The organism is Mesorhizobium sp. CA12, from assembly GCF_020165255.1.
GTDB lineage: Bacteria > Pseudomonadota > Alphaproteobacteria > Rhizobiales > Rhizobiaceae > Mesorhizobium.
This window is the reverse complement of record NZ_JAIUHT010000009.1, coordinates 223,099-245,256: the sequence shown is the minus strand read 5'-3', so window position 1 is coordinate 245,256 and position 22,158 is coordinate 223,099. Positions and strand designations below refer to the sequence as shown.

General features: G+C 63.9%; 23 protein-coding genes. 14 read left to right on the top strand and 9 right to left on the bottom strand.

Translation table 11 applies throughout. The features are described from left to right. Positions 1–212: 212 nt before the first annotated feature. The 5 genes from LB520_RS17305 to LB520_RS17285 all read right to left on the bottom strand — a co-directional run bounded on the left by LB520_RS17305 (position 213) and on the right by LB520_RS17285 (position 5,328). Positions 213–1,913, bottom strand: a complete 1,701-nt coding sequence (locus tag LB520_RS17305) for a phospholipase D-like domain-containing protein (RefSeq protein ID WP_224638278.1) — start codon at positions 1,911–1,913, stop codon at positions 213–215. Between the two features lie 709 nt (positions 1,914–2,622). Continuing rightward, on the bottom strand, positions 2,623–3,366 hold the full coding sequence (gene msrA / locus LB520_RS17300; RefSeq protein ID WP_224638277.1) for a peptide-methionine (S)-S-oxide reductase MsrA: 744 nt from the start codon (positions 3,364–3,366) through the stop codon (positions 2,623–2,625). 310 nt (positions 3,367–3,676) lie between these two features. Next, entirely contained in the window at positions 3,677–4,000 is a 324-nt protein-coding gene (locus tag LB520_RS17295) for a hypothetical protein (RefSeq protein ID WP_224638276.1), read from the bottom strand. An 86-nt stretch (positions 4,001–4,086) separates the two neighbouring features. Further along, positions 4,087–4,779: a DUF1223 domain-containing protein gene (locus tag LB520_RS17290; protein ID WP_224638275.1), complete on the bottom strand. Its 693-nt coding sequence runs from the start codon at positions 4,777–4,779 to the stop codon at positions 4,087–4,089. A gap of 177 nt (positions 4,780–4,956) precedes the next feature. Beyond that, entirely contained in the window at positions 4,957–5,328 is a 372-nt protein-coding gene (locus LB520_RS17285) for an endonuclease domain-containing protein (protein ID WP_224532622.1), read from the bottom strand. Positions 5,329–5,474: 146 nt separating this feature from the next. On the opposite strand from LB520_RS17285, the gene lepA reads away from it, so the two are divergent. Further along, positions 5,475–7,280 (top strand): translation elongation factor 4, encoded by a 1,806-nt coding sequence (lepA, locus tag LB520_RS17280; protein WP_201412606.1) that lies wholly within the window; start codon positions 5,475–5,477, stop codon positions 7,278–7,280. 137 nt (positions 7,281–7,417) lie between these two features. Here lepA and LB520_RS17275 read toward each other — a convergent pair whose 3' ends face one another. Together LB520_RS17275 and LB520_RS17270 are read right to left on the bottom strand one after the other, a co-directional pair. Beyond that, positions 7,418–8,017 carry a hypothetical protein gene (locus tag LB520_RS17275; RefSeq protein ID WP_224638274.1) on the bottom strand — a complete coding sequence of 200 codons (600 nt, stop codon included), beginning with the start codon at positions 8,015–8,017 and terminating at the stop codon, positions 7,418–7,420. A 43-nt stretch (positions 8,018–8,060) separates the two neighbouring features. Continuing rightward, on the bottom strand, positions 8,061–8,627 hold the full coding sequence (locus LB520_RS17270; RefSeq protein WP_224638273.1) for a hypothetical protein: 567 nt from the start codon (positions 8,625–8,627) through the stop codon (positions 8,061–8,063). Between the two features lie 203 nt (positions 8,628–8,830). Here LB520_RS17270 and LB520_RS17265 point away from each other — a divergent pair, with 203 nt between their 5' ends. From LB520_RS17265 to LB520_RS17210, 13 genes are all read left to right on the top strand, one after another. After that, a complete protein-coding gene (locus LB520_RS17265; protein ID WP_224638272.1) occupies positions 8,831–9,343 on the top strand; it encodes a hypothetical protein in 513 nt (170 codons plus the stop codon). Beyond that, positions 9,340–9,861 carry a hypothetical protein gene (locus LB520_RS17260; RefSeq protein ID WP_224638271.1) on the top strand — a complete coding sequence of 174 codons (522 nt, stop codon included), beginning with the start codon at positions 9,340–9,342 and terminating at the stop codon, positions 9,859–9,861. The genes LB520_RS17265 and LB520_RS17260 overlap by 4 nt, the downstream gene beginning before the upstream one ends. 201 nt (positions 9,862–10,062) lie before the next feature. Continuing rightward, positions 10,063–10,410 (top strand): hypothetical protein, encoded by a 348-nt coding sequence (locus LB520_RS17255; RefSeq protein ID WP_140633290.1) that lies wholly within the window; start codon positions 10,063–10,065, stop codon positions 10,408–10,410. Positions 10,411–10,541: 131 nt separating this feature from the next. After that, positions 10,542–10,772 carry a DUF559 domain-containing protein gene (locus LB520_RS29380; RefSeq protein WP_411969898.1) on the top strand — a complete coding sequence of 77 codons (231 nt, stop codon included), beginning with the start codon at positions 10,542–10,544 and terminating at the stop codon, positions 10,770–10,772. After that, on the top strand, positions 10,696–10,914 hold the full coding sequence (locus LB520_RS29375; RefSeq protein WP_411969901.1) for an endonuclease domain-containing protein: 219 nt from the start codon (positions 10,696–10,698) through the stop codon (positions 10,912–10,914). The genes LB520_RS29380 and LB520_RS29375 overlap by 77 nt, the downstream gene beginning before the upstream one ends. Positions 10,915–11,116: 202 nt before the next feature. After that, on the top strand, positions 11,117–11,488 hold the full coding sequence (locus LB520_RS17245) for a hypothetical protein (RefSeq protein WP_140845363.1): 372 nt from the start codon (positions 11,117–11,119) through the stop codon (positions 11,486–11,488). 126 nt (positions 11,489–11,614) lie between these two features. Then, on the top strand, positions 11,615–11,986 hold the full coding sequence (locus LB520_RS17240) for an endonuclease domain-containing protein (protein WP_224638270.1): 372 nt from the start codon (positions 11,615–11,617) through the stop codon (positions 11,984–11,986). A 242-nt stretch (positions 11,987–12,228) separates the two neighbouring features. Continuing rightward, positions 12,229–12,855, top strand: coding sequence for a CDGSH iron-sulfur domain-containing protein (locus LB520_RS17235; protein WP_224638269.1), 627 nt, complete (start codon positions 12,229–12,231; stop codon positions 12,853–12,855). A 133-nt stretch (positions 12,856–12,988) separates the two neighbouring features. Beyond that, positions 12,989–13,210: a cupredoxin domain-containing protein gene (locus LB520_RS17230; protein ID WP_263483746.1), complete on the top strand. Its 222-nt coding sequence runs from the start codon at positions 12,989–12,991 to the stop codon at positions 13,208–13,210. A gap of 330 nt (positions 13,211–13,540) precedes the next feature. Then, positions 13,541–15,562: a hydantoinase/oxoprolinase family protein gene (locus LB520_RS17225; RefSeq protein WP_224638268.1), complete on the top strand. Its 2,022-nt coding sequence runs from the start codon at positions 13,541–13,543 to the stop codon at positions 15,560–15,562. Between the two features lie 249 nt (positions 15,563–15,811). Continuing rightward, a complete protein-coding gene (locus tag LB520_RS17220; protein ID WP_224638267.1) occupies positions 15,812–17,980 on the top strand; it encodes a malate synthase G in 2,169 nt (722 codons plus the stop codon). A gap of 123 nt (positions 17,981–18,103) precedes the next feature. Next, positions 18,104–18,685, top strand: coding sequence for a DUF308 domain-containing protein (locus tag LB520_RS17215; protein WP_224638284.1), 582 nt, complete (start codon positions 18,104–18,106; stop codon positions 18,683–18,685). A gap of 30 nt (positions 18,686–18,715) precedes the next feature. After that, positions 18,716–19,312, top strand: a complete 597-nt coding sequence (locus LB520_RS17210; protein ID WP_224638283.1) for a TetR/AcrR family transcriptional regulator — start codon at positions 18,716–18,718, stop codon at positions 19,310–19,312. Positions 19,313–19,330: 18 nt separating this feature from the next. Here LB520_RS17210 and LB520_RS17205 read toward each other — a convergent pair whose 3' ends face one another. Then, positions 19,331–20,860 (bottom strand): YifB family Mg chelatase-like AAA ATPase, encoded by a 1,530-nt coding sequence (locus tag LB520_RS17205; protein WP_224638266.1) that lies wholly within the window; start codon positions 20,858–20,860, stop codon positions 19,331–19,333. 250 nt (positions 20,861–21,110) lie between these two features. Then, positions 21,111–21,542, bottom strand: a complete 432-nt coding sequence (locus LB520_RS29370) for a glycosyltransferase (RefSeq protein ID WP_411969900.1) — start codon at positions 21,540–21,542, stop codon at positions 21,111–21,113. Positions 21,543–22,158: the final 616 nt, after the last annotated feature.

The following is a 22,158-nucleotide window of genomic DNA, read 5'->3' as shown; positions in this document are numbered from 1 at the left end:
AAAGGTGGCGCTGCGAAGCAGCGACGGATTGGGGGAACCACCTGGCAATCAAGCCTCGGCCTGATCAGTCGCGCCAGGAGAAATGCCCGGCAGGGCAATGAGGGGCGGCGCTGACCTGTCAGGCAGTTATGGGTCGGCGGTTAGCCGCAGATGCCGGCGCTGCCCCTCATCCGCCCTTCGGGCACCTTCTCCCAGTGAAACGGGGAGAAGGACTAACCCTGCGTCCAGAACGCGATCTCCTGCGCCTTGGTCCTGAGCTCGGTCTTCAGCCACTGGTCGTCGTCGTCGAGATAGCTCCACGGCGTCCTGCCTTGGGCCCGCATCTCGCGGATGTAGGAGCGATAGCGGTAGTGGCTGTAGACCGACATCGCGTAGGTGGCATAGGCGGCGGCAAGCTTCCTGTGGCCGCGCACGATCACCAGGTTCTCGTCGTTCTTCTCGCTCGCCGGCGCCGAGAAATTGTGGCTGCCGGTTACCACCACGCAGTCGTTCGAATGCGGGTCGGTCACCAGGATCTTCGAGTGCACGATGGCGTGGCCGATCTGCGACAGGAAGCTCCGCCGGTTGACCTCGGCGATCCATGGCCCGAGCGGCGCGTCGAGGCCCTGCGGCTGCGCCACCGCGTAGCGGTCGGGCGTGAATTTCCGGTCGCTGCTCACCAGGTCGATATCGAGGAAATTCTGCTCGGTGCCGCCCTCCTCCGCGCTCAGCGTCGAGACCACGCCGCGCACATACATGCCCTTTTCCCTGGCGCGCTGCCCGGCCAGCGTGTGCAGCCCCTGCTTGCCCGGCGTGAACATCAAGAACAGCACCGCCTGTTTGGCGGAGGCGATGACGTCGCGCAGCGCCGCCATGTCGGCGCCATCCGAGGTGCGGGTGAACCACACGGTCGCCTTGGCGGTCCCGACCGTGAAAGTCTTGGGCGCGTCGTTGTCCGCCATCAGCGCCGGCGTGAAACTGGCCGGGTCGGTCCTGGGCGGCGAGGCGTCCTTCAGCAGGTCCCAATGCTTGCGGAAATGCGCCGCGACCGCCGCGTCCTCGATCAGCAAGCCGTTGTTGACCTGCGTGCACAGGCCGGTCGTGCTCCAGTTGGTGCTGCCCGTCCACGCCATCTTCGGTTCGCCGTCCTTGGACACGACGACGAATTTGTTGTGGCCGAGGCCTTTCGATTTCAGCATCCGGTCGATGGTCGCGATGCCGTGGTCGTTGAGGTTCTTGCGCGCCTCCTTGTTGGCGTCGCCGCTTTTATCGGAGCCGTTGGCGAGGATGAGATGGAGCCGCGGCCCGAGCCCGATCAGCGCCGTCTCCAGCGTCGCGTCGCCGAGCTCGTAAAGCGCGGCATGCAGCTCGTCGCCGGCGACCTGCGTCAGCCCAACCATGCGCAGCCCGAGATCGCCTTCGAGGAAAGCCCGGAATTTTGCGTCGCCATTGGTCTGCAGGCTCTTCTTGAAGGCCGCGGGCGACAGCTTGTTCTTGGCCATGTAGCGGGCGACGAATTGCGACAGCACCAGGCCGCGGTTGAAGTAGCAGGAAAAGCCGCCGCCGGCGTCGGTGGCGAGCGTCGCCCAGTCCGTCCAGTCGCTCGACACGCCCTTGGTCAGCGGCTTGCCGGGTCCGGCGCTCATCATCGCGGTCACCCGGTAGCGCACGACATTGCCGACATCGGCCGCATGGTCGGTCCAGTTGAAGCGCTGGAACGGCCAGACATCCGACGGCCTGTGGTCGCCCGATTTCGGCTTGTCCTTGGTGAAGCCGACACGATTCTCCACCGGCTCGATCCTCTCGCTCGCGCCGGCCTTGCGGCCGCGCTCGAGCAGAAAACCCCGGCACCCGGCGATGAAGTCGCTCGGCGCCCAGGCGACGAAGGCGTCATCGCCATTGGTGTAGACGGAGACTTTTATGTCGATGGCCATCTGTCGTTCCTCCCCATCCGTCGTTGTTCCCGAAGCGCGGCCGGCATGCCCGGCCCAACAATGCAGCCAACAAGAATCCGCCCGGAAGCAGCGCTCCGGATCAGCTGAAACAGACTTTTCGAAAGGTGACGGCGATGATTATGTGGCGGCAGAAGATCGGATGTCAATGTTTTGCAGCGTCAAGTATAATTCTATGGACTGCTTCACATTGTGTTCTGTTTTGCCAGCAAACCAAAGGGTGGATGGTTTTGCTACCATCCGGAGCCAGCCTCGTCATTCCAGGGCGGAGCAGCCGCGAAGCGGTGTCGCGCAGAATCCGTGCCGTGACCTTGATCGAAGGCTGCAGCGGAGCAGAATTCCGCACCGTTGCGGCGCTCATACGTCACGGAATGGATCCTCGGGTCTGCGCGCGTCGCTTCGCTCCTTGCTCCGCCCGTGGATGACGATCGCGATGGGCGTTTCGGCCAATCGCCAAGGCATGCCGCCTGCCCACGCGGACACATACCCCAGCCTCGTCATTCCAGGGCGAAGCAGCCGCGTAGCGGCGTCGCGCAGACCCTGGAATCCATTCCGTGACCTTGATCGAAGGCTGCAGCGGAGCAGAATTCTGTACCGTAGCGGCGCTCATACGTCCCGGAATGGATCCTCGGGTCTACGCGCGTCGCTTCGCTCCTTGCTCCGCCCGTGGATGACGACGAGCGGGTGTCGCTCAGCTCTTGCTGGAGGCCAGCACAAGCACCGGCTTCTCGCTGTAAAGCTTGGGGAACAGCGCCTTCAAATTCTCGATCTTGGGCAGGTCGTTGTAGACGATATAGGGATAGGTCGGGTTCAGCGTCAGGAAGTCCTGATGGTAATCCTCGGCCGGATAGAAGGTCTTGCCGGTTTCGAGCGTGGTGACGATCGGCTTGCCGAACACCTTGGCCTTGTCGAGCTGGGCGATATAGCTCTCGGCGACCTTCTTCTGCTCGTCGTTCTCGGCGAAGATCGTCGAGCGGTATTGCGTGCCCTGGTCCGGACCCTGGTAATTCAACTGCGTCGGATTATGCGCGACCGAGAAATAGACCTGCAGCAGCTGGCCGTAGGTGACCTTCGAGGGGTCGTAGGTGATCTCGACGGATTCGGCGTGCCCCGTGCGGCCGGTGCCGACGACTTCATAGACGGCGTTTTCGGCGCTGCCGCCGGTATAGCCGGACACAGCCTTGCTGACGCCCTTGACGTGCTGGAACACGCCCTGCACGCCCCAGAAGCAGCCGCCGGCGAAGATCGCCTTTTCGGTGCCGCTTGCCGCCTTCTCGTCCAAGGCCGGCGGCGGAATCACCACCGCGTCCTCGGCCGAGCGGGCCGGTGTCTGCCACAGAGCCGCTGCCGCCACGGCCGCAAGGCCGAGCACTGCCAACGTGCCGCGCGCGAAAAATGGCGATCGCCGCGCGGCCTTTGCCTTTATGCCGTTCATGTCCTGATCTCCTGTTGTTGCTTCATTATATACGATCGAAGCCGCGAAGCGGTTCTCACTTTGCCGTGCGGCCAATGGCCGAGGGCGCTCCCCCTCTCCGTCTCGGCTTCGCCGAGCCACCTCTCCCCCGCCTCTGGCGGGGGCGAGGAACCCAGGCGTACAAAGGCCGCGCCCTCGCGATTGATGTTTCCTCGCCCCCGCAAAGCGGGGGAGAGGTGGATCGGCGCGCAGCGCCGAGACGGAGCGGGGGCTGCGCTGCCCTGTGCGATTGCCTCGCAGGCCGGCGACGCAAGCGGATCGCCAGCTCACCTTACTGAGCGGTGGTGTCCGCTGGCTTCATGGCATCCGTCGAAGGCTTCATTGCATCGGTGGCGGGCTTCATCGCATCCGCCGGCTTCATAGCATCCGTTGCCGGCTTCATCGCCTCGGTGCTCATCGCGTCGGGTTTCATGGCATCGGCGGGCTTCATCGCGTCCGTCGCCGGCTTCATCGCGTCCGCCGGCTTCATAGCGTCGGTCGCCATCGCATTGGCGGGCTTCATCGCATTGGCCGTGCCGTCGGCGCGGGCGCCGGCGACGAAGACGGACGCGGAAAGCGCGAAGGCCAGCGCCGGCAGAGTGAGGAACTTGGACATGGGTAGTCTCCTTGGGTTTTGGCGCGCGCATGCGGGCCCTGGTGAAGCGTTGCCGCTCATGCGGCCCCGCGCGAAGGGGAAAAAGGTCAGTTGGCGGCCGCGGCCAGGATCGGTCCGCCGCGCGGCGCCTGCACCAGCACCGCGGTGCTCAAGCCCTCGGCGGCTGCCGGAAGCGGCAGCGTCGTCGCCGTGCCGTTCCAGCTGCCGAGCCTTGTCAGCGCATGCACGACATTGGCGTGCGGCAGCGTGCGGCCGGTGTTCTCGCCGCGCGCCACCGGCACCTCGACGACGCCTCTTGTGTAGCGCACCAACCAGATATCGGCGCCGCCGCCCGGCGCCTTGCCGGCGCCGATGCTGACCTTGCCCTGCCCAAGCGAAAGCTCCGGCCCCTGCGTGCGCCCGCCTTTGGCGATCAGACTCTGGATCTCGCCCGGCGCGGCGCCCACGCCGTCGCTTCTGCCGTTCACCACCACTTGCGGCGTGAACGGCCCGTCATGGCCGAGCGACGGCTCGTAGGTCACCTGGCGTTCCGTGAATTCCTTGCGGCCGAACGTGTCCTTCCAGCCGAGATAGTCCCAGTAGGTGACGTTGAACGACAGCGCCAGCACGCCCGGCTGGTCCTTGACCTTGATCAGGTTGGCATTGGCCGGCGGGCAGGACGAGCAGCCCTGGCTGGTGAACAGCTCGACCACAGTGAGGGGCTGCGCGGTCGCCGCGCCCATCGTGGCCGCGAGCATCGCGCCGGCGAGCAGGGCCATCCTTGTTGTCGATCCGGTCATGGGAAGCAGTCTCCGTTGCGGGGTCATGCTTCATTTCGTCGGAGTGGAGAGGTTCGTTACAGCTTCACCGGTTTGTGATGTGGAGCATTTCCCTTCTCCCCTTGTGGGAGAAGGTGGATCGGCGCGCAGCGCCGAGACGGATGAGGGGTGCTCCAGCGGAGTGAGACCTCTACCCGCTCACCGCCAGGGCTGCAGGCTGGTATCCTTCACATAGGCGATGATCGTATCGCAGACGCCGCTCATATCTTTCAGGATATCGTCGTTCCAAAAGCGCAAGATCCGAAATCCTCTCGCGTTCAATTCAGCTCCGCGGGCCAAATCCGATTCCGAGTCCCCGTGCTGGCTACCATCCAGCTCGACGATGAGCCGCGCCTCGAGACAAGCGAAATCGGCGACGTATTTTCCAATGGGCACCTGCCGGCGAAACTTGATCCGATCGAGCCTGCGGTCGCGCAATTCCTGCCACAGCTTGTGCTCAGCCTCCGTCATCTCACGGCGGAGCGTCCGGGCAAAGCTGCGTTTGGCTTGGGTGACGGGCTGGTGCGGCATTGCGCCAGACTAGCTGGCCGCTGAGTTCCGTCCAACACCCCTCATCCGTCTTGGCGCTGCGCGCCGATCCACCTTCTCCCACAAGGGGAGAAGGGAAAAAGGCGTTCCGCTTGCCCCTCAACCCCGCCCCTGCTAAAGCCCGCCGCATGACCACCCCGCTCGACCACATCCGCAATTTCTCCATCGTCGCCCATATCGACCATGGCAAATCCACGCTTGCCGACCGGCTGATCCAGCTCACCGGCGCGCTGGAGGAGCGCGACATGAAGGAGCAGGTGCTGGACTCGATGGACATCGAGCGCGAGCGCGGCATCACCATCAAGGCCCAGACCGTGAGGCTGAACTACCGCGCCAAGAACGGCGAGGATTACGTGCTGAACCTCATCGACACGCCTGGACATGTCGACTTCGCCTATGAGGTGTCGCGTTCGCTGGCCGCCTGCGAGGGCTCGCTGCTTGTGGTCGACGCTTCGCAAGGCGTCGAGGCGCAGACGCTGGCGAACGTCTATCAGGCCATCGACAACAATCACGAGATCGTCGTGGTGCTGAACAAGGTCGACCTGCCGGCGGCCGAGCCGGAGCGCATCCGCGAGCAGGTGGAGGAGGTGATCGGCCTCGACGCCTCCAACGCCGTGCTGATCTCGGCCAAGACCGGGCAGGGCGTGCCGGACGTGCTGGAGGCGATCGTCCACCAGCTGCCGCCGCCGCGCGAGGGCGACATCAATGCGCCCCTGAAGGCCATGCTGGTCGACTCCTGGTACGACGCCTATCTCGGCGTCATCGTTCTGGTGCGCATCATCGACGGCGTGATGAAGAAGGGCCAGACCATCCGCATGATGGGCACCGGCGCGAAATACCTCGTCGAGCGCACCGGCGTCTTCAAGCCGGCCCGCGTCAATGTCGACGAGCTCGGCCCGGGCGAATTCGGCTTCTTCACCGGCTCGATCAAGGAGGTGGCTGACACCCGCGTCGGCGACACCATCACCGAGGACCGCCGTCCGACCGCCAAGGCGCTGCCCGGCTTCAAGCCGGCGCAGCCGGTGGTGTTCTGCGGCCTGTTCCCGGTCGACGCCGCCGATTTCGAGGATTTGCGCGCCGCCGTCGGCAAATTGCGCCTCAACGACGCCAGCTTCTCCTACGAGATGGAGACGTCGGCCGCGCTCGGCTTCGGCTTCCGCTGCGGCTTTTTGGGGCTTTTGCATCTGGAGATCATCCAGGAGCGGCTGGAGCGCGAGTTCAACCTCGACCTCATCGCCACGGCGCCGTCGGTCGTCTACCGCATGAACCTCATCGACGGCACGGTGAAGGAGCTGCACAACCCGGCCGACATGCCCGACGTGGTCAAGATCGCCTCGATCGAGGAGCCGTGGATCCGCGCCACCATTCTTACCCCCGACGACTATCTCGGCGGCATCCTGAAACTTTGCCAGGACAGGCGCGGCATCCAGGCCGACCTCTCCTATGTCGGCAAGCGCGCCATGCTCACCTACGACCTGCCGCTCAACGAGGTGGTGTTCGACTTCTACGACCGGCTGAAGTCGATCTCCAAAGGCTACGCCTCCTTCGACTACCACCTGACCGACTATCGCGAGGGCGACCTGGTGAAGATGTCGATCCTGGTCAATGACGAGCCGGTCGACGCTTTGTCCATGCTGGTGCACCGGTCAGCGGCCGAAAAGCGCGGCCGCGCCATGTGCGAGAAGCTGAAGGAGCTGATCCCGCAGCATCTCTTCAAGATCCCGATCCAGGCGGCCATCGGCGGCCGCATCATCGCCCGCGAGACCGTCTCGGCGCTGCGCAAGGACGTCACCGCCAAATGCTATGGCGGCGACGTGACCCGCAAGCGCAAGCTGCTCGACAAGCAGAAAGAGGGCAAGAAGCGCATGCGGCAGTTTGGGAAGGTCGATATCCCGCAGGAGGCGTTTATCCAGGCGCTGAAGATGGGGGATTGAGGGGTTGGCCGTCGCCGGACGCGTCGGCTCGGCGGATAAATGCGAGCGCAAGTCCGGGCGGGAGGTGCCGCAGGCAGCGGGTTCCATCCCGCGACACACATAACTAGAGATCGTTCGGTAATCACCCAACGTTCTGATCACAAGGGAAAAGATCGACGTTGGGGTCCTTCGTCTAGGAGGAATAGGCGAGGCTTTTGCAGCTTATCTGGCAGAGGCGGTTTTTGAAGAAATGATGCGCCACGCGCCGCAAGCAAACTTTTATCAGGTTTCCCGCCCATCCAAATCGTAGCGGTTATATCGGTGCCATATACATTCGCGGCGTTGATATGGTTGATGGTCTCCTGAAGATCATCTTCTGTGATTGTAGTTTGATGAAATACGAGACGGGATTTTGCACTTACGCTCTGGGAGAGACCGACCGGCTTCTCATCCCGCAATTCCATGATTCGAACGCCGTGAACGTAGTGGTTTCGATAAGCTCGAATTCGGTCGAACAGGTCGAGGTAATGAGTAATGTGTTCCTTAGCCATTTCGGGTGCAAATTCCGCCCCGAGCGTCCTGAGCCCATCGGTAAGTGCAACCGTTCCCATGTTTGCGGTTAGCGCTTCGATCGTCTCCCCACCCCCGCCTAAACCGTACAACATCAGTTGGGCATTGGCCTCTAATCGATTCCATTTGACGACCAGAAGCCCTAGCCTGACTAGCAATCCAACATGCCTTTCGTAGGTTTCCGTCATGAATGCTCCTAAAGTAAAGAAGTGATGGTGAAGAACTTCTCGGCTAGCCCACCCTTGGCACGAACGCGCTGACGATCTTGAGCTGAAGCTCAAATACTGTTCTTGATAGATGCTCGAACATTTCGGCAGCCTTTTCTAGCTCCGGCTTGTCAAAAAGGAATTTTCCTATTAGCGCCTTTCGCTCTTGCTGTGTGTTGTAGGTGGGGCCGAAGATCTGCTCCACGGAGAAAACCCGTTCAAGCTCTGTATGGTCATATCCCGCATCTTTGAAATAATGCGATTCTCTCCACCGCCCGTGAATTATGCGATTTCTGATCGTCGCTTTTCTTCCGATTTTTTCGGTCGTTCGCTCCACCTCTTTTAGAAGTTCTTGATGTTTATGAAGATGCGCTCGTGCGGCAGCTTCGATAACTCTCAATTGAGCTTGAATACCAATAATCGAAATGAGAATTGATCCTGATTTATTCAGGTCAGTTGGTGTGCTGACAGAATTAAACAAAAACATCATTTGCCATTCGACCTTGGACCAGGCATCGATGGCGGCAGCAAACGCGATGTAGGTTTCGTCGCGCGTGGGACGAAAAGTCAAGTCCTTTGGTATTTCCGTCATGGCTTCACCGAATGCAAATTGAGAAGCTAATCTCGATATTCAGTCGCGAGTGAAGACGTCTCCTTACTTTAATGGAAACGCGCAAGGAACAACGAAAAGGGAGTGGAATCCAAAAATGGCGCTGGAAGGGGATCAGCCCTGCACTCGGCCTTTGCGATAGCCCCACCTCGCGCTATCCTCTCCCCGGCTTGGGGAGACATCACATGCGCTCCACCTCGGACACCGTCGCCGCGATCGGCCTCGCCATCGGCGGCGCTTTTGGCTTGGCGGGCACGTTCGTTGCCAGCGACGCGCTGCGCGAGACGGTCTGGACGACCGATGGCGTGGGCATCGTCGTCGCCACGGCGCTGCTGACGATGAAATACCAGCGGCTCGGCAATGAGCTCGTCGCGGCGGGCTTCCTCACTTTCCTGGCCGGCGAGAGCCTGCTTCTGGCCGGCAATGCGGCGGGCCTGCAGGCAAGTGTGCCTTCCTATGCCGGCGGCATTGCGCTGTGGGCGGCGGGACTGGTCATGGTCAGCGCGCAAGCCACCTTCGCGCTGTGGATGCGGCTCACGGCGTCCGTCGCCGCTGTGCTGTTCGCCGTCTCGGTCCTGATGATCCTGTGGGGCGCGCCGCTTTTGCCCATCTCGGCGCCGCTGCCGGCGCTCGGCTATCCGTTCCTGGTGCTGACCTTCATCGGCTGGATCTGGACTTTGCTGAAGCCGGAGCGTTGAGCGCGAAGGCGATGGCCGCGCCGCTCGAAATCCGCAACAGCCCGTCGGGAAAGATCCTGCCCGCCGTCGGGCCGTTCCTGCTCGGCGGCATTTTCGGCTTCGGCGCGCTGCAGGGCGTAGCTTCTGGCGCCAATGGCGGGCATGTGCTGTGGATCGCACTGCTCAGCGCCGCCTGCCTGGGGCTCGGCGTTTTCATCGCCCGCGGCGCCTTCGACAGTTCGGTCAAGGTGGTGCTGAACAGCCAAGGGTTCCGCGATGCTCGCGCCGGCGACGTGCTGGTGCCATGGAGCAAGGTGAGAAGCGTGCGGCTCGCCGCCGGCGGCAAGGGCGCGGCGATGCTCAATTTCGAGCTCACCGAGGAGCCGCCCGACGCAATCCGCTATTCCTCCGCCAACGCCTTCGGCCTGATGCCCTTCGGCAAAACCATTGTGCATATGGAAATCTCCTCGCTCGACGTGCGGGGAGAGGAGATGGTGGATGCGGTGAAGACATTCGCGCCGCATGTGGTGAGGCGCTGACTTTCCCTTCTCCCCCTGTGGGAGAAGGTGGCCGCGAAGCGGCCGGATGAGGGGTGTTCCAGCGGAGTGAGACGTCGGCTTTCCCTGGAGCACCCCTCATCCGTCTCGGCGCTGCGCGCCGAGCCACCTTCCCCCACAAGGGGGGAAGGGGAGGTCGCGCCCCGTCTCAACCCGTGCTCTACTCCACCAGGGGACCTCGCCATGATTCGCGCTCTGCTCGCCTTTCTTCTCCTCAGCACCCCGGCCTTGGCCGCCGACATGTCCGTCTTCGTGCGCAACCAGCGATCGGACGGCGTCGCGGTCGAGCTGTTCAGCCGCGACAGCCAAAAAGTCTGGCCGGGCGACGACAAGGTGTTCCTCATCCGCCCGAAGGCGCGAAAATCCGTGCCGATCTCCTGCGAGCCGGGCGAGCATATCTGCTGGGGCGCCTGGGTGAACGGCGACGATTCCGTCACCGCCGGCGTCGGCCCCGACAACGACCAGCCCTGCGACACCTGCTGCTTCATCTGCACCGAGCATTCCACCGAGACGGTGGATCTGGCCGAGTAGTGGCGCGCTTCCCCTTCTCCCCCTGTGGGAGAAGGTGGCTCGGCGCATAGCGCCGAGACGGATGAGGGGTGCTCCAGCGGAGTGAGACGCCGGATATTTGAGCGGGCACCAACATTGGCTAATCTTCCGCCATGCCGCACCAACCCGTAACCCCGGCCAAACGCAATTTCGCCCGGTCGATGCGCCGCGAGCCGACAGAGGCGGAAGACCCCTTATGGCACGAATTGCGCGGCCGGCGACTGGACAAATATCAAGTTCAAGCGGCAGGTGCCGATAGGCCGCTTCGTGGCGGATTTCGTCTGCGCCGAGGCAAAACTCATCGTCGAAATCGACGGCAGCCAGCATGCGGAGTCGCTCCGTGATCTGGAGCGCGACGCCGCATTGAAGGCGAGAGGCTTTCGCGTGCTGCGGTTCTGGAACGATGATGTGCTGAAAGAGCTGGATGCGGTCTGCGATACCATTATTGCGTATGTGAAAGATAAGAGTTTGCAGCCCTGGCGGTGATGCCACCGGGCGTCTTCGCCAAGCTGGAACTCCCCTCATCCGTCTCGGCGCTGCGCGCCGAGCCACCTTCTCCCACAAGGGGAGAAGGTGAAGTCCCCCAAATTCCGTCAGCCATTTTTCGCCGCCGCCCCTTGGCATATGCGCCCGCCATGTCATCATCCAACCATCGGCCGTGGGGGCCGATTCGACCTCGGGGGTTTTCATGTCTTCCACCTTCGCGCGCCGCGTTGCCGCCGCGCTTTCGCTTGCCGTCCTCATCGCGCCCGCCGCTCACGCCGGCGACGTCACCTTCCAGATCAAGAACAATCATCCCAACGCCATGCGCGTCGAGCTCTACAGCCAGGACCGCGACTATGTCTGGCCGGGCGAGGGCAAAGATTTCTATCTCGACGACGGCGAGACCAAGCAATTGCCGATCTCCTGCAACGAGGGCGAGAAGATCTGCTACGGCGCCTGGGTCGACGGCGATGAAGAAACCTATTGGGGCGTCGGCCCCAACAACAAGGAAACCTGCGAGGACTGCTGCTACACCTGCAGCGGCGGCCAGACCGAGGAGATCGACCTGGAGGAGTAGCTCTTCTCCTTCTCCCCTTGTGGGAGAAGGTGGATCGGCGCGCAGCGCCGAGACGGATGAGGGGTGCTCCAGCGGAGTGAGACGCCGGATACTTGAGCGGTCACCTACATCGGCCAGTCTTCTGCCATGCCCCACCAATCCGTAACCCCGGCCAAAAGGAATTTCGCTCGGTCGATGCGCCGTGAGTCGACCGACGCGGAGGACCGTCTATGGCAGGAATTGCGCGGTCGTCGTCTCGACAACATCAAATTTAGGCGGCAAGTGCCGATTGGTCGGTTCGTGGCGGATTTCCTTTGCGCCGAGGCCAAGCTCGTCGTTGAGATTGGCGGCAGCCAGCATGCGGAATCGCGCCATGACCAGGAACGCGATGCCGAGCTGAAATTCAGGGGCTTTCGCGTGCTGCGGTTCTGGAACGACGATGTGCTGAAGGATTTGGATGCTGTCTGCGACACCATCATTGCCTATGTGAGGGATGAGAGTCTGCAACCCTGGCGGTAGCGGTGCATCGGCGTTCCTGCCAAGCTGGAGCACCCCTCATCCGTCTCGGCGCTGCGCGCCGAGCCACCACCCGGCCCTTCGCAGGCTCAGGGCGTTCGAAGCTCGAAAAGCCAAGCAATTGGCTTTTCGTCCGCTAACGCGGACCGCTTCTCACCCCACAAGGGGAGAAGGGGAGTTCATTCTTGACGCCCCTCTCACCATCGCCCTAGCCTCGTCTCAACCCAACAGGAGACCCCACCCACATGGCAGGCACGGTCGAAGGCGAGAAGATCGACGTTTCCTTCAGCGGCAAGCGTTGCATCCATTCGCGCAATTGTGTGCTCGGCAACCCGCATGTCTTCGTGCCCAACGCGCCGGGCGAGTGGATCCACCCTGACGCGGCAAGCGTCGAGCAGGTCGTGGCGCTGGCGGAAAACTGCCCGTCGGGCGCCATCACCTACACCAGAAAAGATGGCGGGCCGCAGGAGAAGCCGCCGCTGGTCAACACCGTGCGGTTGCGCGAGAACGGGCCGCTGGCCGTGCATGCCGAGATCGTGCTCGGCGAGGAAACCTTGTTCCGCGCCACGCTCTGCCGCTGCGGCCTGTCGCAGAACAAGCCGTTCTGCGACAACAGCCACATCAAGGCCGGCTTCACCGCCACAGGCGAGCCGCCGCTGAAGGAAGCGCAGGTGCTGGATGCGCGGGACGGCCCACTGACGGTCACGCCCACATTCAACGGCCCGCTCAAGGTCGAAGGCAATGCCGAGATCGTCACCGGCACGGGGCATACCATCGCGCGGACCACCAAGGTTTTCCTCTGCCGCTGCGGGCATTCGGCCAACAAGCCGTTTTGCGACGGGTCGCATAAAAGAGTGGGGTTCGTGGCATGACAAACGCCGCGCCCGCCTTAGCTTAGGGGGAGGACTCTCAGGAGGAACCCACCATGCGCACCATGCTCGCCTTGCCTTGCTTGCCGTCGCAATGCCCGCCTTCGCCGCAAACCACGCGGTTGAGATCAAGGACATGAAATTTCACCCGGCCAAGATCAGTGTCGCCGTTGGCGACACGGTGACCTTTACCAACGCCGATTCCAAGACGCACACCGCCACGGCGGATGACGGCTCCTTCGATACCGGCCAACTCGCCAAGGGCAAACGCGCCAAGGTCAAGATATCGGCCGCCGGCGCGCATCCGTTCCATTGTGCGATCCACAGCTCGATGACGGGCACCGTCACGGCGAAATAGGAAACGCCGGCGCTTGAAAGACTGCTGCGCAGGCCGGCGCGAGGCCCCCCTCTCTGCCCTGCCGGGCATCTCCCCCTCAAGGGGGGAGATTGGCAGCTTGGACGCCGGCGCCCCTTTGCGACCTTGGCGATTGGCGAAAGCGCCGGCGACATCTGATCTCCCCCCATGAGGGGGAGATGGCCGGCAGGCCAGAGAGGGGGGCCTCGCGTCGACGTTTCCAATAAACCCCGGCGCCTCTCCCCTTGGCCCACCTCTCCCTTCTTTATCCGCCTGCCGGTATCGGCTAAGGGCTTCGCAACAAAGCCCTCGACCCTGGACCGCCTCACAGAAATGACCGCCAAGCCTCCCCCTCTCTTCCTCGGCATCGACACCGGCGGCACCTACACCGATGCGGTGCTGTGGTCGGAGGAAGGCGGCCCGAAGGGCAAGGTGCTGGCCAAGGCCAAGTCGCTGACCACGCGCCATGACCTCGCCGTCGGTATTTCCGGCGCGGTCGACGCGGTGCTGGAACAATCCAGGACCGATCCTGCCTCGATCAAACTGGTTTCGATGTCGACGACGCTCGCCACCAACGCGCTGGTCGAGGGCCAGGGCGGGCGCGTGGCGCTAGTCATGATCGGCTTTTCGGAGGCGGACCTCGCGCGCGACGGCCTGAAGACGGCGCTTGGCACCGATCCGGTGGTGTTCTGCCCCGGCGGCCACGACGTGCATGGCAATGCGGCAAAACTGGACCTTTCCGGGCTCGAGGCGGCGCTGCCGGAGCTTGGGCGTTCGGTATCGGGCTTTGCCGTCTGCGCCTATTTCGCCACCCGCAATCCGGCGCATGAGCTGGCGGCCCGCGACCTCATCCGCGACAAGACCGGCCTGCCGGTTACCGCCAGCCACGAGCTTTCCGCCAAGCTCGGCGGCCCGCGCCGCGCGCTCACCACTTTGCTCAATGCTCGCCTGATCTCGATGATCGACCGGCTGGTGGCGGCGACCGAAGGGTTTCTGGCCAAGCGCGGCATCGCCGCGCCGCTGATGGTGGTGCGGGGCGACGGCGCGCTGGTGTCGGCAGCGTTTGCCCGCCAGCGGCCGATCGAGACGATTCTGTCCGGCCCGGCCGCCAGCTTGGTCGGCGCGCGCCACATGACCGGGCTGGACGACGCCATGGTTTCGGATATCGGCGGCACCACCACCGATGTCGCCGTGCTCGACGGCGGCCGGCCGCGGCTTGATCCGGAAGGCGCCACCGTCGGCGGCTTCCGTACCATGGTCGAAGCCGTCGCCATGCGCACATTCGGCCTTGGCGGCGATTCGGAAGTGACGCTGGAAGACGGCGCGCTCGACCCGAAGATCCTGCTAGGGCCGCGCCGCCTGGTGCCGCTGGCGCTGTCCGGCATGGTGCATGGCGAGGCCGTCACCACCGAGCTGGAGCGCCAGCTGCGAGCGCCCAATCCCGGCCGCATGGACGGGCGCTTTGCCCTGCGCACCGGCGTGCCGGACCGGCTCGCCGCCGGTCTCACCGGGCCGGAGGCGAAGCTTTACGAGGCGATCGGCGCCACCCCGCTGGCGCTCGACCGGCTGCTCGCTTCCAACGCGCAGAACGCCACGCTGAACCGGCTGGTCGCGCGCGGTCTGGTGCATATTTCGGGCTTCACGCCGTCCGACGCCGCCCATGTGCTGGGAAAACAGGCCAATTGGCACGCCGCCACCGCCCGCCTCGGCGCCGAGTTGTTCGCCCGCCGCCGCGACGGCCGCGGCCAGACCATCGCGGCGACGCCGGAGGAGATTTCCGCTCGCGTGCTCGTCACGCTGACCCGCTGGTCGGCCGAATATATCCTCGAAACCGCCTTTGCCGAGGACGGGCTGGACGGCGCCGCCACGGTGGCGCATGCGCTGGTGCAGCGCGCCGTCGACGGCCATCCCGGCATCGCCCGCTTCACCGTCGCGCTCGACCGCCCGGTCATCGGCCTCGGCGCCTCCGCGCCGCTGCATTATGCCGGCCTGCCGCCGCTGATCGGCAATGGCTGCATCGTGCCGGAAGACACGGATGTCGCCAACGCGCTCGGTGCCGTGGTCGGCCAGGTGCGCGTCTCGGCCGAAGCCCGCGTCAGCCAGCCCAAGGAGGGCCTTTTCCGGCTGGCGTCAGGGCAGACGGTGCGCGACTTCACCGAGGAGGACAAGGCGATCCAGGCAGCGCAAGCCGATGTGCGGGCGCTCGCCGCCGATCGCGCCAAGGACGCGGGCACCGACAGCGCCGAGATCCACGTTTCCACCGAGTTCAAGGTCTCGACCATCGAGGGCCAGCGCATGTTCATCGAGGCGCATGTGGTGGCCGTGGCCTCGGGACGGCCGCGGATTGCGGTGTGAGGGGCTTCCACCTTCTCCCCTTGTGGGAGAAGGTGGCCGCGAAGCGGCCGGATGAGGGGTGCTCCAGGGAAAGCCAGCGTCTCACTCCGCTGGAACACCCCTCATCCGTCTCGGCGCTTGCGCGCCGATCCACCTTCTCCCACAAGGGGAGAAGGAAAAGGCCGCGCCCCTCTACACCCTAAGCTGAATTGACCCCGCAACCCCAAACATGCCAAACGCCCGGCAAGCCACCTATCTGGAGACGTGCAGATGACCGACCGCATCGAGATCGCCGGGTTGCGGATTGCCCGGGAGCTCCACGACTTCGTCGCCGAGGAGGCGGTAGTCGGCACCGGCATCGACGCAGAAAAATTCTGGACCGGCTTTTCAGCCATCGTCCACGACCTCGCGCCGAAGAACCGCGCGCTGCTCGCCAAGCGCGACGCCATGCAGGAAAAGCTCGACTTCTGGTATCGCGCCAATGGCGCGCCGATCGACATGGAGGCCTACAAGAATTTCCTCAAGGAGATCGGCTATCTGGTGCCGGAAGGGCCGGACTTCAGCGTCAGCACGGAACATGTCGATCCCGAGATTGCGGTCGTTGCCGGGCCGCAGCTCGTCGTGCCGGTGATGAATGCGCGCTATGCGCTCAACGCCGCCAATGCGCGCTGGGGCTCGCTCTATGACGCGCTCTACGGCACCGACGTCATTCCCGAAACCGGCGGCGCCGAGAAGGGCAAGGGCTTCAATCCGGCGCGCGGCGCCAAGGTGATCGCCTGGGCGAAGGATTTCCTCGACCAGTCCGTGCCGCTGACCACCGGCAAATGGGCCGGCGTCAACGGGCTCTCGGTCGCCAATGGCGCGCTGAAAGCAGGCGAGGGCGCCGGCGCCACGACGCTCGCCGATCCAAGGCAGTTCGTCGGCTATCGCGGCGATGCCGCCACGCCGGAAGCGGTGCTTCTGGTCAAGAACGGGTTGCATATCGAAATCGTGATCGATCGCGCCAACCAGATCGGCAGGACCGACCCGGCCGGCATCGCCGATGTCCTCCTCGAAGCCGCCTTGACCACCATCCAGGACTGCGAGGATTCGGTCGCCGCCGTCGATGCCGAGGATAAGGTCGTCGTCTACCGCAACTGGCTCGGCCTGATGAAGGGCGATCTCACGGAAGAGATCACCAAGGGCGGCAAGACTTTCGTCCGCAAGCTCAACCCGGACCGCACCTACACCTCGCGCGGCGGCGGAACGCTTACGCTCCCCGGCCGCTCGCTGATGCTGGTGCGCAATGTCGGCCACCTGATGACCAATCCCGCGATCATCGACCGCGACGGCAACGAGGTGCCGGAAGGCATCATGGATGCGGCGCTCACCGCGCTGATTGCGCTGCACGATATCGGCCCGAACGGCCGCCGGATGAATTCCCGCGCCGCCTCTATGTATGTGGTGAAGCCGAAGATGCACGGGCCGGAAGAGGTCGCCTTCGCCGTCGAGATCTTTGATCGCGTCGAAGCGCTGCTCGGCATGGCCAGGAACACCATCAAGATGGGCATCATGGACGAGGAGCGGCGCACCACCGTCAACCTCAAGGAAGCGATCCGCGCCGCGAAGGAACGCGTGGTGTTCATCAACACCGGCTTCCTCGACCGCACCGGCGACGAGATCCACACCTCGATGGAAGCCGGCCCGATGATCCGCAAGGGCGACATGAAGCAGGCCGCCTGGATTTCCGCCTATGAGGCCTGGAATGTCGACACCGGCCTGGAATGCGGGCTCGCCGGCCACGCCCAGATCGGCAAAGGCATGTGGGCGATGCCGGATCTGATGGCGGCGATGCTGGTTGAGAAGATCGCCCATCCCAAGGCCGGCGCCAACACTGCCTGGGTGCCGTCGCCGACGGCGGCGACGCTGCACGCCACGCATTACCACAAGGTCGACGTGCACGCCGTGCAGGCGGCGCTGAGGAGCCGGCCGAAGGCGAAGCTCGACGATATCCTGTCGGTGCCGGTAGCAAGGCGGCCGAACTGGACGCCGGACGAGATCCAGCGCGAGCTCGACAACAACGCGCAGGGCATCCTGGGTTACGTCGTGCGCTGGATCGACCAGGGCGTCGGCTGCTCGAAAGTGCCCGATATCAACGATGTCGGCCTGATGGAGGACCGCGCCACGCTGCGCATCTCCTCGCAGCACATCGCCAACTGGCTGCGCCACAAGGTGTGCTCGGAAATCCAGGTGAGGGATTCGCTGCAGCGCATGGCGGCCATCGTCGACCGCCAGAATGTCGGCGACCCGCTCTACCGCCCGATGGCGCCGAACTTCGACAATTCCATCGCCTTCCAGGCAGCCTGCGACCTGGTGTTCAAGGGGGCGGTCCAGCCCAACGGTTATACGGAGCCGGTGCTGCATAAGCGGCGGCTGGAGCTGAAGGCGCGCGAGCAGTAGCGCGGCGCAAGCGGGCGCCGATCACGTAAACGAGATATCGAGGTGATCGGCGACCGGCCGGCAAGGCATTGACGATTTTCAATCTACCTACTAGTTGGTAGGCATTGAATGAAAGGAACCGTCATGCCTGCACGAATGAACCATGCCCAGTCCTCAAACGGCTGGCTCAAAAGCTACTATTTTCTGCGGTTTGCCGTGTCGGCGGCCTGGGTCGCGGTAGCCTTCACCGTCGCGAAGTCGGTTCCGACGCTCGCCGCGGTCATGCTGGTTGCCTATCCCCTCTGGGACGCGCTCGCGAACTATATCGACGCGCAGCGCAGCGGCGGCTTGGGCCGCAACAAGTCGCAGTTGCTTAATCTCGCCGTCAGCATCCTCACCGCGATCGCGGTTGCCATCGCGCTTGGCCGCAGCATGAATGCGGTGCTCGCAGTCTATGGGGTCTGGGCGGTCGTCTCCGGCGCGTTTCAGCTTCTCACCGCGGCGCGTCGCTGGAAGAGTAACGGCGCCCAATGGGCGATGATCCTGAGCGGCGCGCAATCGGCGCTGGCCGGCCTCTTTTTTGTCAAGATGGCGGGCGGCGCCGAGGCCATCGGCATCGCCAATGTCGCGCCCTATGCCGCTTTCGGCGCCTTCTACTTCCTCGTGTCCGCCGTGTGGCTGTCGGTCAGCGATATCCTTCGCAAGTCGCCGCAGGCCGTGCGTTGAGATTTCCTCCGCCGGAGGTTAGGCATGTCCATGGACAAGCCCTCGAACACCGCCGATGACATACTGGCCGCCGCGCGACGCTTCATCGTCGCCGGCGGCTATAACGGGTTTAGCTACGCAGATATCGCCGACGTGGTCGGTATACGCAAAGCCAGCATCCATCATCATTTCCCGAGCAAGGTCGACCTGGTGCAAAGCCTGGTCAGGCGCTACCTCGAGGATGCCGTGACGGGCATGACGGAGCTAGAGCGCAGTGTGCCTGCGCCGCCTCAGTTGCTGCGCACCTATGCCGACTTCTGGGCGCAGTGCATCGAGGATGCGAGCAGGCCGATCTGCGTCTGCGCGCTGCTTGCCAGCGAGCTTCCGGCCCTTCCGCCTGAGGTGGCCGCGGAGGTCCGGGCCTATTTCCGGTTTCTCTCGGGGTGGCTGACCGGCGTTATCGAGCGCGGCGCCGCGCAAGGCACATTGACGATCGCCGCCGCGCCGCGCGTGGAGGCGGAAGCCTTCATGGCGACCGTGCACGGGGCGATGATTTCCGCGCGGGCCTATGGCGATGGATCGAGCTTCGCCATGATCCTGGCACCGACGCTGCAGAAGCTGATCCCGGCGCAGATTGAAGAGGGATGAAAGCCCGATACGCCCGCTTCACGCCGCCTGCGCCATGCGCTCCGCGCTCATCCTATAGGAGATCGCCTCGGCGAGATGGATACGGCCGACGGTTTCGCTGGCGTCGAGGTCGGCCAGCGTGCGCGCCACTTTCAGCACGCGGTGATAGGCCCGCGCCGAAAAGCCGAGCTTTTCGCTGGCGTCCCTGAGCAGCGTCAGCCCAGCGCTATCGGGCTTGGCGATCTCTTCGATGATGGACGGCGGGCAGTGCGCGTTGGTGGTGGCGCCCGCGCCCAGTCTTTCCAGCCTTTCGCGCTGCATGGCGCGCGCACGCGCCACGCGCTGCGCCACCGAAGCGCTCGTCTCGGCCTTGTCCGGCCGGATGAGGTCGCTTGCCGAGACCGCCGGCACCTCGATCCTGAGGTCGATGCGGTCGAGCAGCGGGCCGGAAATGCGCGCCTGGTACTCGGTGCGGCAGCGGTCGCCGCGCAGGCAGCGATAGCCGGGCTCGCCCGACATGCCGCAGCGGCACGGATTCATCGCCGCCACCAGCTGGATGCGCGCCGGATAGGTGACGCGGTGGTTGGCGCGCGCGATCATGCAGTCGCCGGTTTCCAGCGGCTGGCGCAGCGCATCCAAGGTCTGCGGCGTGAATTCCGGCAACTCGTCGAGGAACAGCACACCGTGATGGGCGAGCGAGACCTCACCCGGACGCGCGCGCAGCCCGCCGCCCACCATCGCCGCCATCGAGGCCGAATGATGCGGGGCGCGGAACGGCCGCCGGTCGGTCAGCTTGCCTTCGCCGAGCTCGCCGGCGACGGAAGCGATCATCGACACTTCGAGCAGCTCCTTCGGCGCCAGCGGCGGCAGGATCGAGGGCAGGCGCTGCGCCAGCATCGACTTGCCCGAGCCGGGCGGCCCGACCATGAGAAGGTTGTGGCCGCCGGCGGCAGCCACTTCGACCGCCCGCTTGGCGCTCTCCTGGCCCTTAATGTCGGCGAGATCCGGCAGGTCGCGCGCGGCAAGCTGGATGCCGGCCTCGGGCCGCGACAGCACCTGCGTGCCGCGAAAATGGTTGGCGACGGCAATCAGGCTGCGCGGTGCAAGGATGTCGAAATCCTTGCCTGCCCAGGCCGCCTCCGGGCCGCAGGCGAAGGGACAGATCAAGCCCTTGCTTTCGGCATTGGCGCCGATCGCCGCCGGCAGTGCGCCGGCCACGCCAGCGATGGTGCCGTCGAGCGACAATTCGCCAAGCACCACATAACCGGCCAGCATGTCGCCCGGGATGGCGCCGAGCGCCGCCATCAGGCCGAGCGCGATCGGCAGGTCGTAATGGCTGCCTTCCTTGGGAAGATCGGCCGGCGCGAGATTCACCGTCACCTTCTTCGACGGCATCGACAGGCCCGACGCATGCAGCGCCGCCTGCACGCGCTCGCGGCTTTCGGCCACCGCCTTGTCCGGCAGGCCGACGATCTGCATGCCGACCTTGCCCGGCCCGACCATCACCTGGACATCGACCGGCAAGGCCTCGATGCCCTGGAAAGCGACCGTGCGAACCCGCGCTACCATTTATCCGAACCCCCGGCCTCAACGCGCCCGCATTCACCATCGGGCCGCGAGCGCGTAAAGTCCAGACAACCATAGATTTTCGAAACACGCAAGAACATTACAGGAACATCTATCCGCGAAGATGATGGATTTCGGCCAAAGCTCCTTCTGGACTAAAAGGCCGAGGCGCGCCCGAGCAGCCGCTATCGCCGCGTGCTCTCGACCTGTTGAACAAGGCGAGCAGTCCCTCCGGCAATCGGGCTGTTGCCGTCTAGGCGGTGATGAAGGCATCGACCGTGCCTGAAAGCGATCGATCGATTGCGATGTGGGGTGGAAGCCACTCCATGACAGGATATCGGAAAGGCCAAGGCATGGCGAGCCGGCGCAAAGAGCCGCTTTCCAGAAAAATCTCATTTACAAGGTCTATGAACCGCCGGCGGTCTCGCTCAACTCGTTTCAAAGTTTGCGAACGAATGTAAGCCCGGGGGATTCGTCGCTCCTTCAGCGCTAAGACAGCCTCCGCGATGGATCGAGGGTCGGGTGGAACTGTAAGCGAATATTCGTCATCGAGATAAAGGTCTCGACCCCCATGGTTCGGGGTCGTGACAACAGGTAGCCCCGCGAGAAGATACTCTGTGCTGGCGAACATTGGTCCCTCTATTGCAGAGAGACAAATTCCCACGGCTGCACGATTTAGATGCATGTTCACATAAGCCGGCGCCAATCGAACAGGTTTGCCGGTGCTGTCAAACTCATTGATAAACACGTGACCCGGCGCGAGCTCCCTGTGCCGATTTATCCGCGCCCTTTCCGACTCCGTCGTGGATGACCCCACTGAATCACGATAAAAGACAAATGCACAACGCTCGATGCCAAGGGACAAGTCGTGGCGTTTCCACGAAGCCAGTTGCGCATTGTATATTGCATCGAATTCTACAGGGATGTCCTCGAGGGGCCTGAATATGTATTCGGAGGTTGTTGAAGTCTTGTTATGCAGGACGGCGGCCTCACCGGACTGATTCAAGAGATCAGCCTCGGCTTGTGTGTTGGATAGGAAGATTAGCGAGTGACGGGGGTTCCCAAGTCTATGCAGAACGGCATAGGTCCGGATCATTTTGACGCTGGAATTGTTTTCGATGGACCAGGTTGGCGAGATGAGAAACCAGGCACGGTGACTGCGTGGAAGGAGAGGCATGTGACTTGCCAATCCAAGGGGCGTACCGGACATTCCCGAATAGGATATGAACGGATCATCCGACAGCAAACTTGCCTGAAGAGCAGGTTGCGACTTCGCGGAAGAGTACCACCCTTTCCGGAGA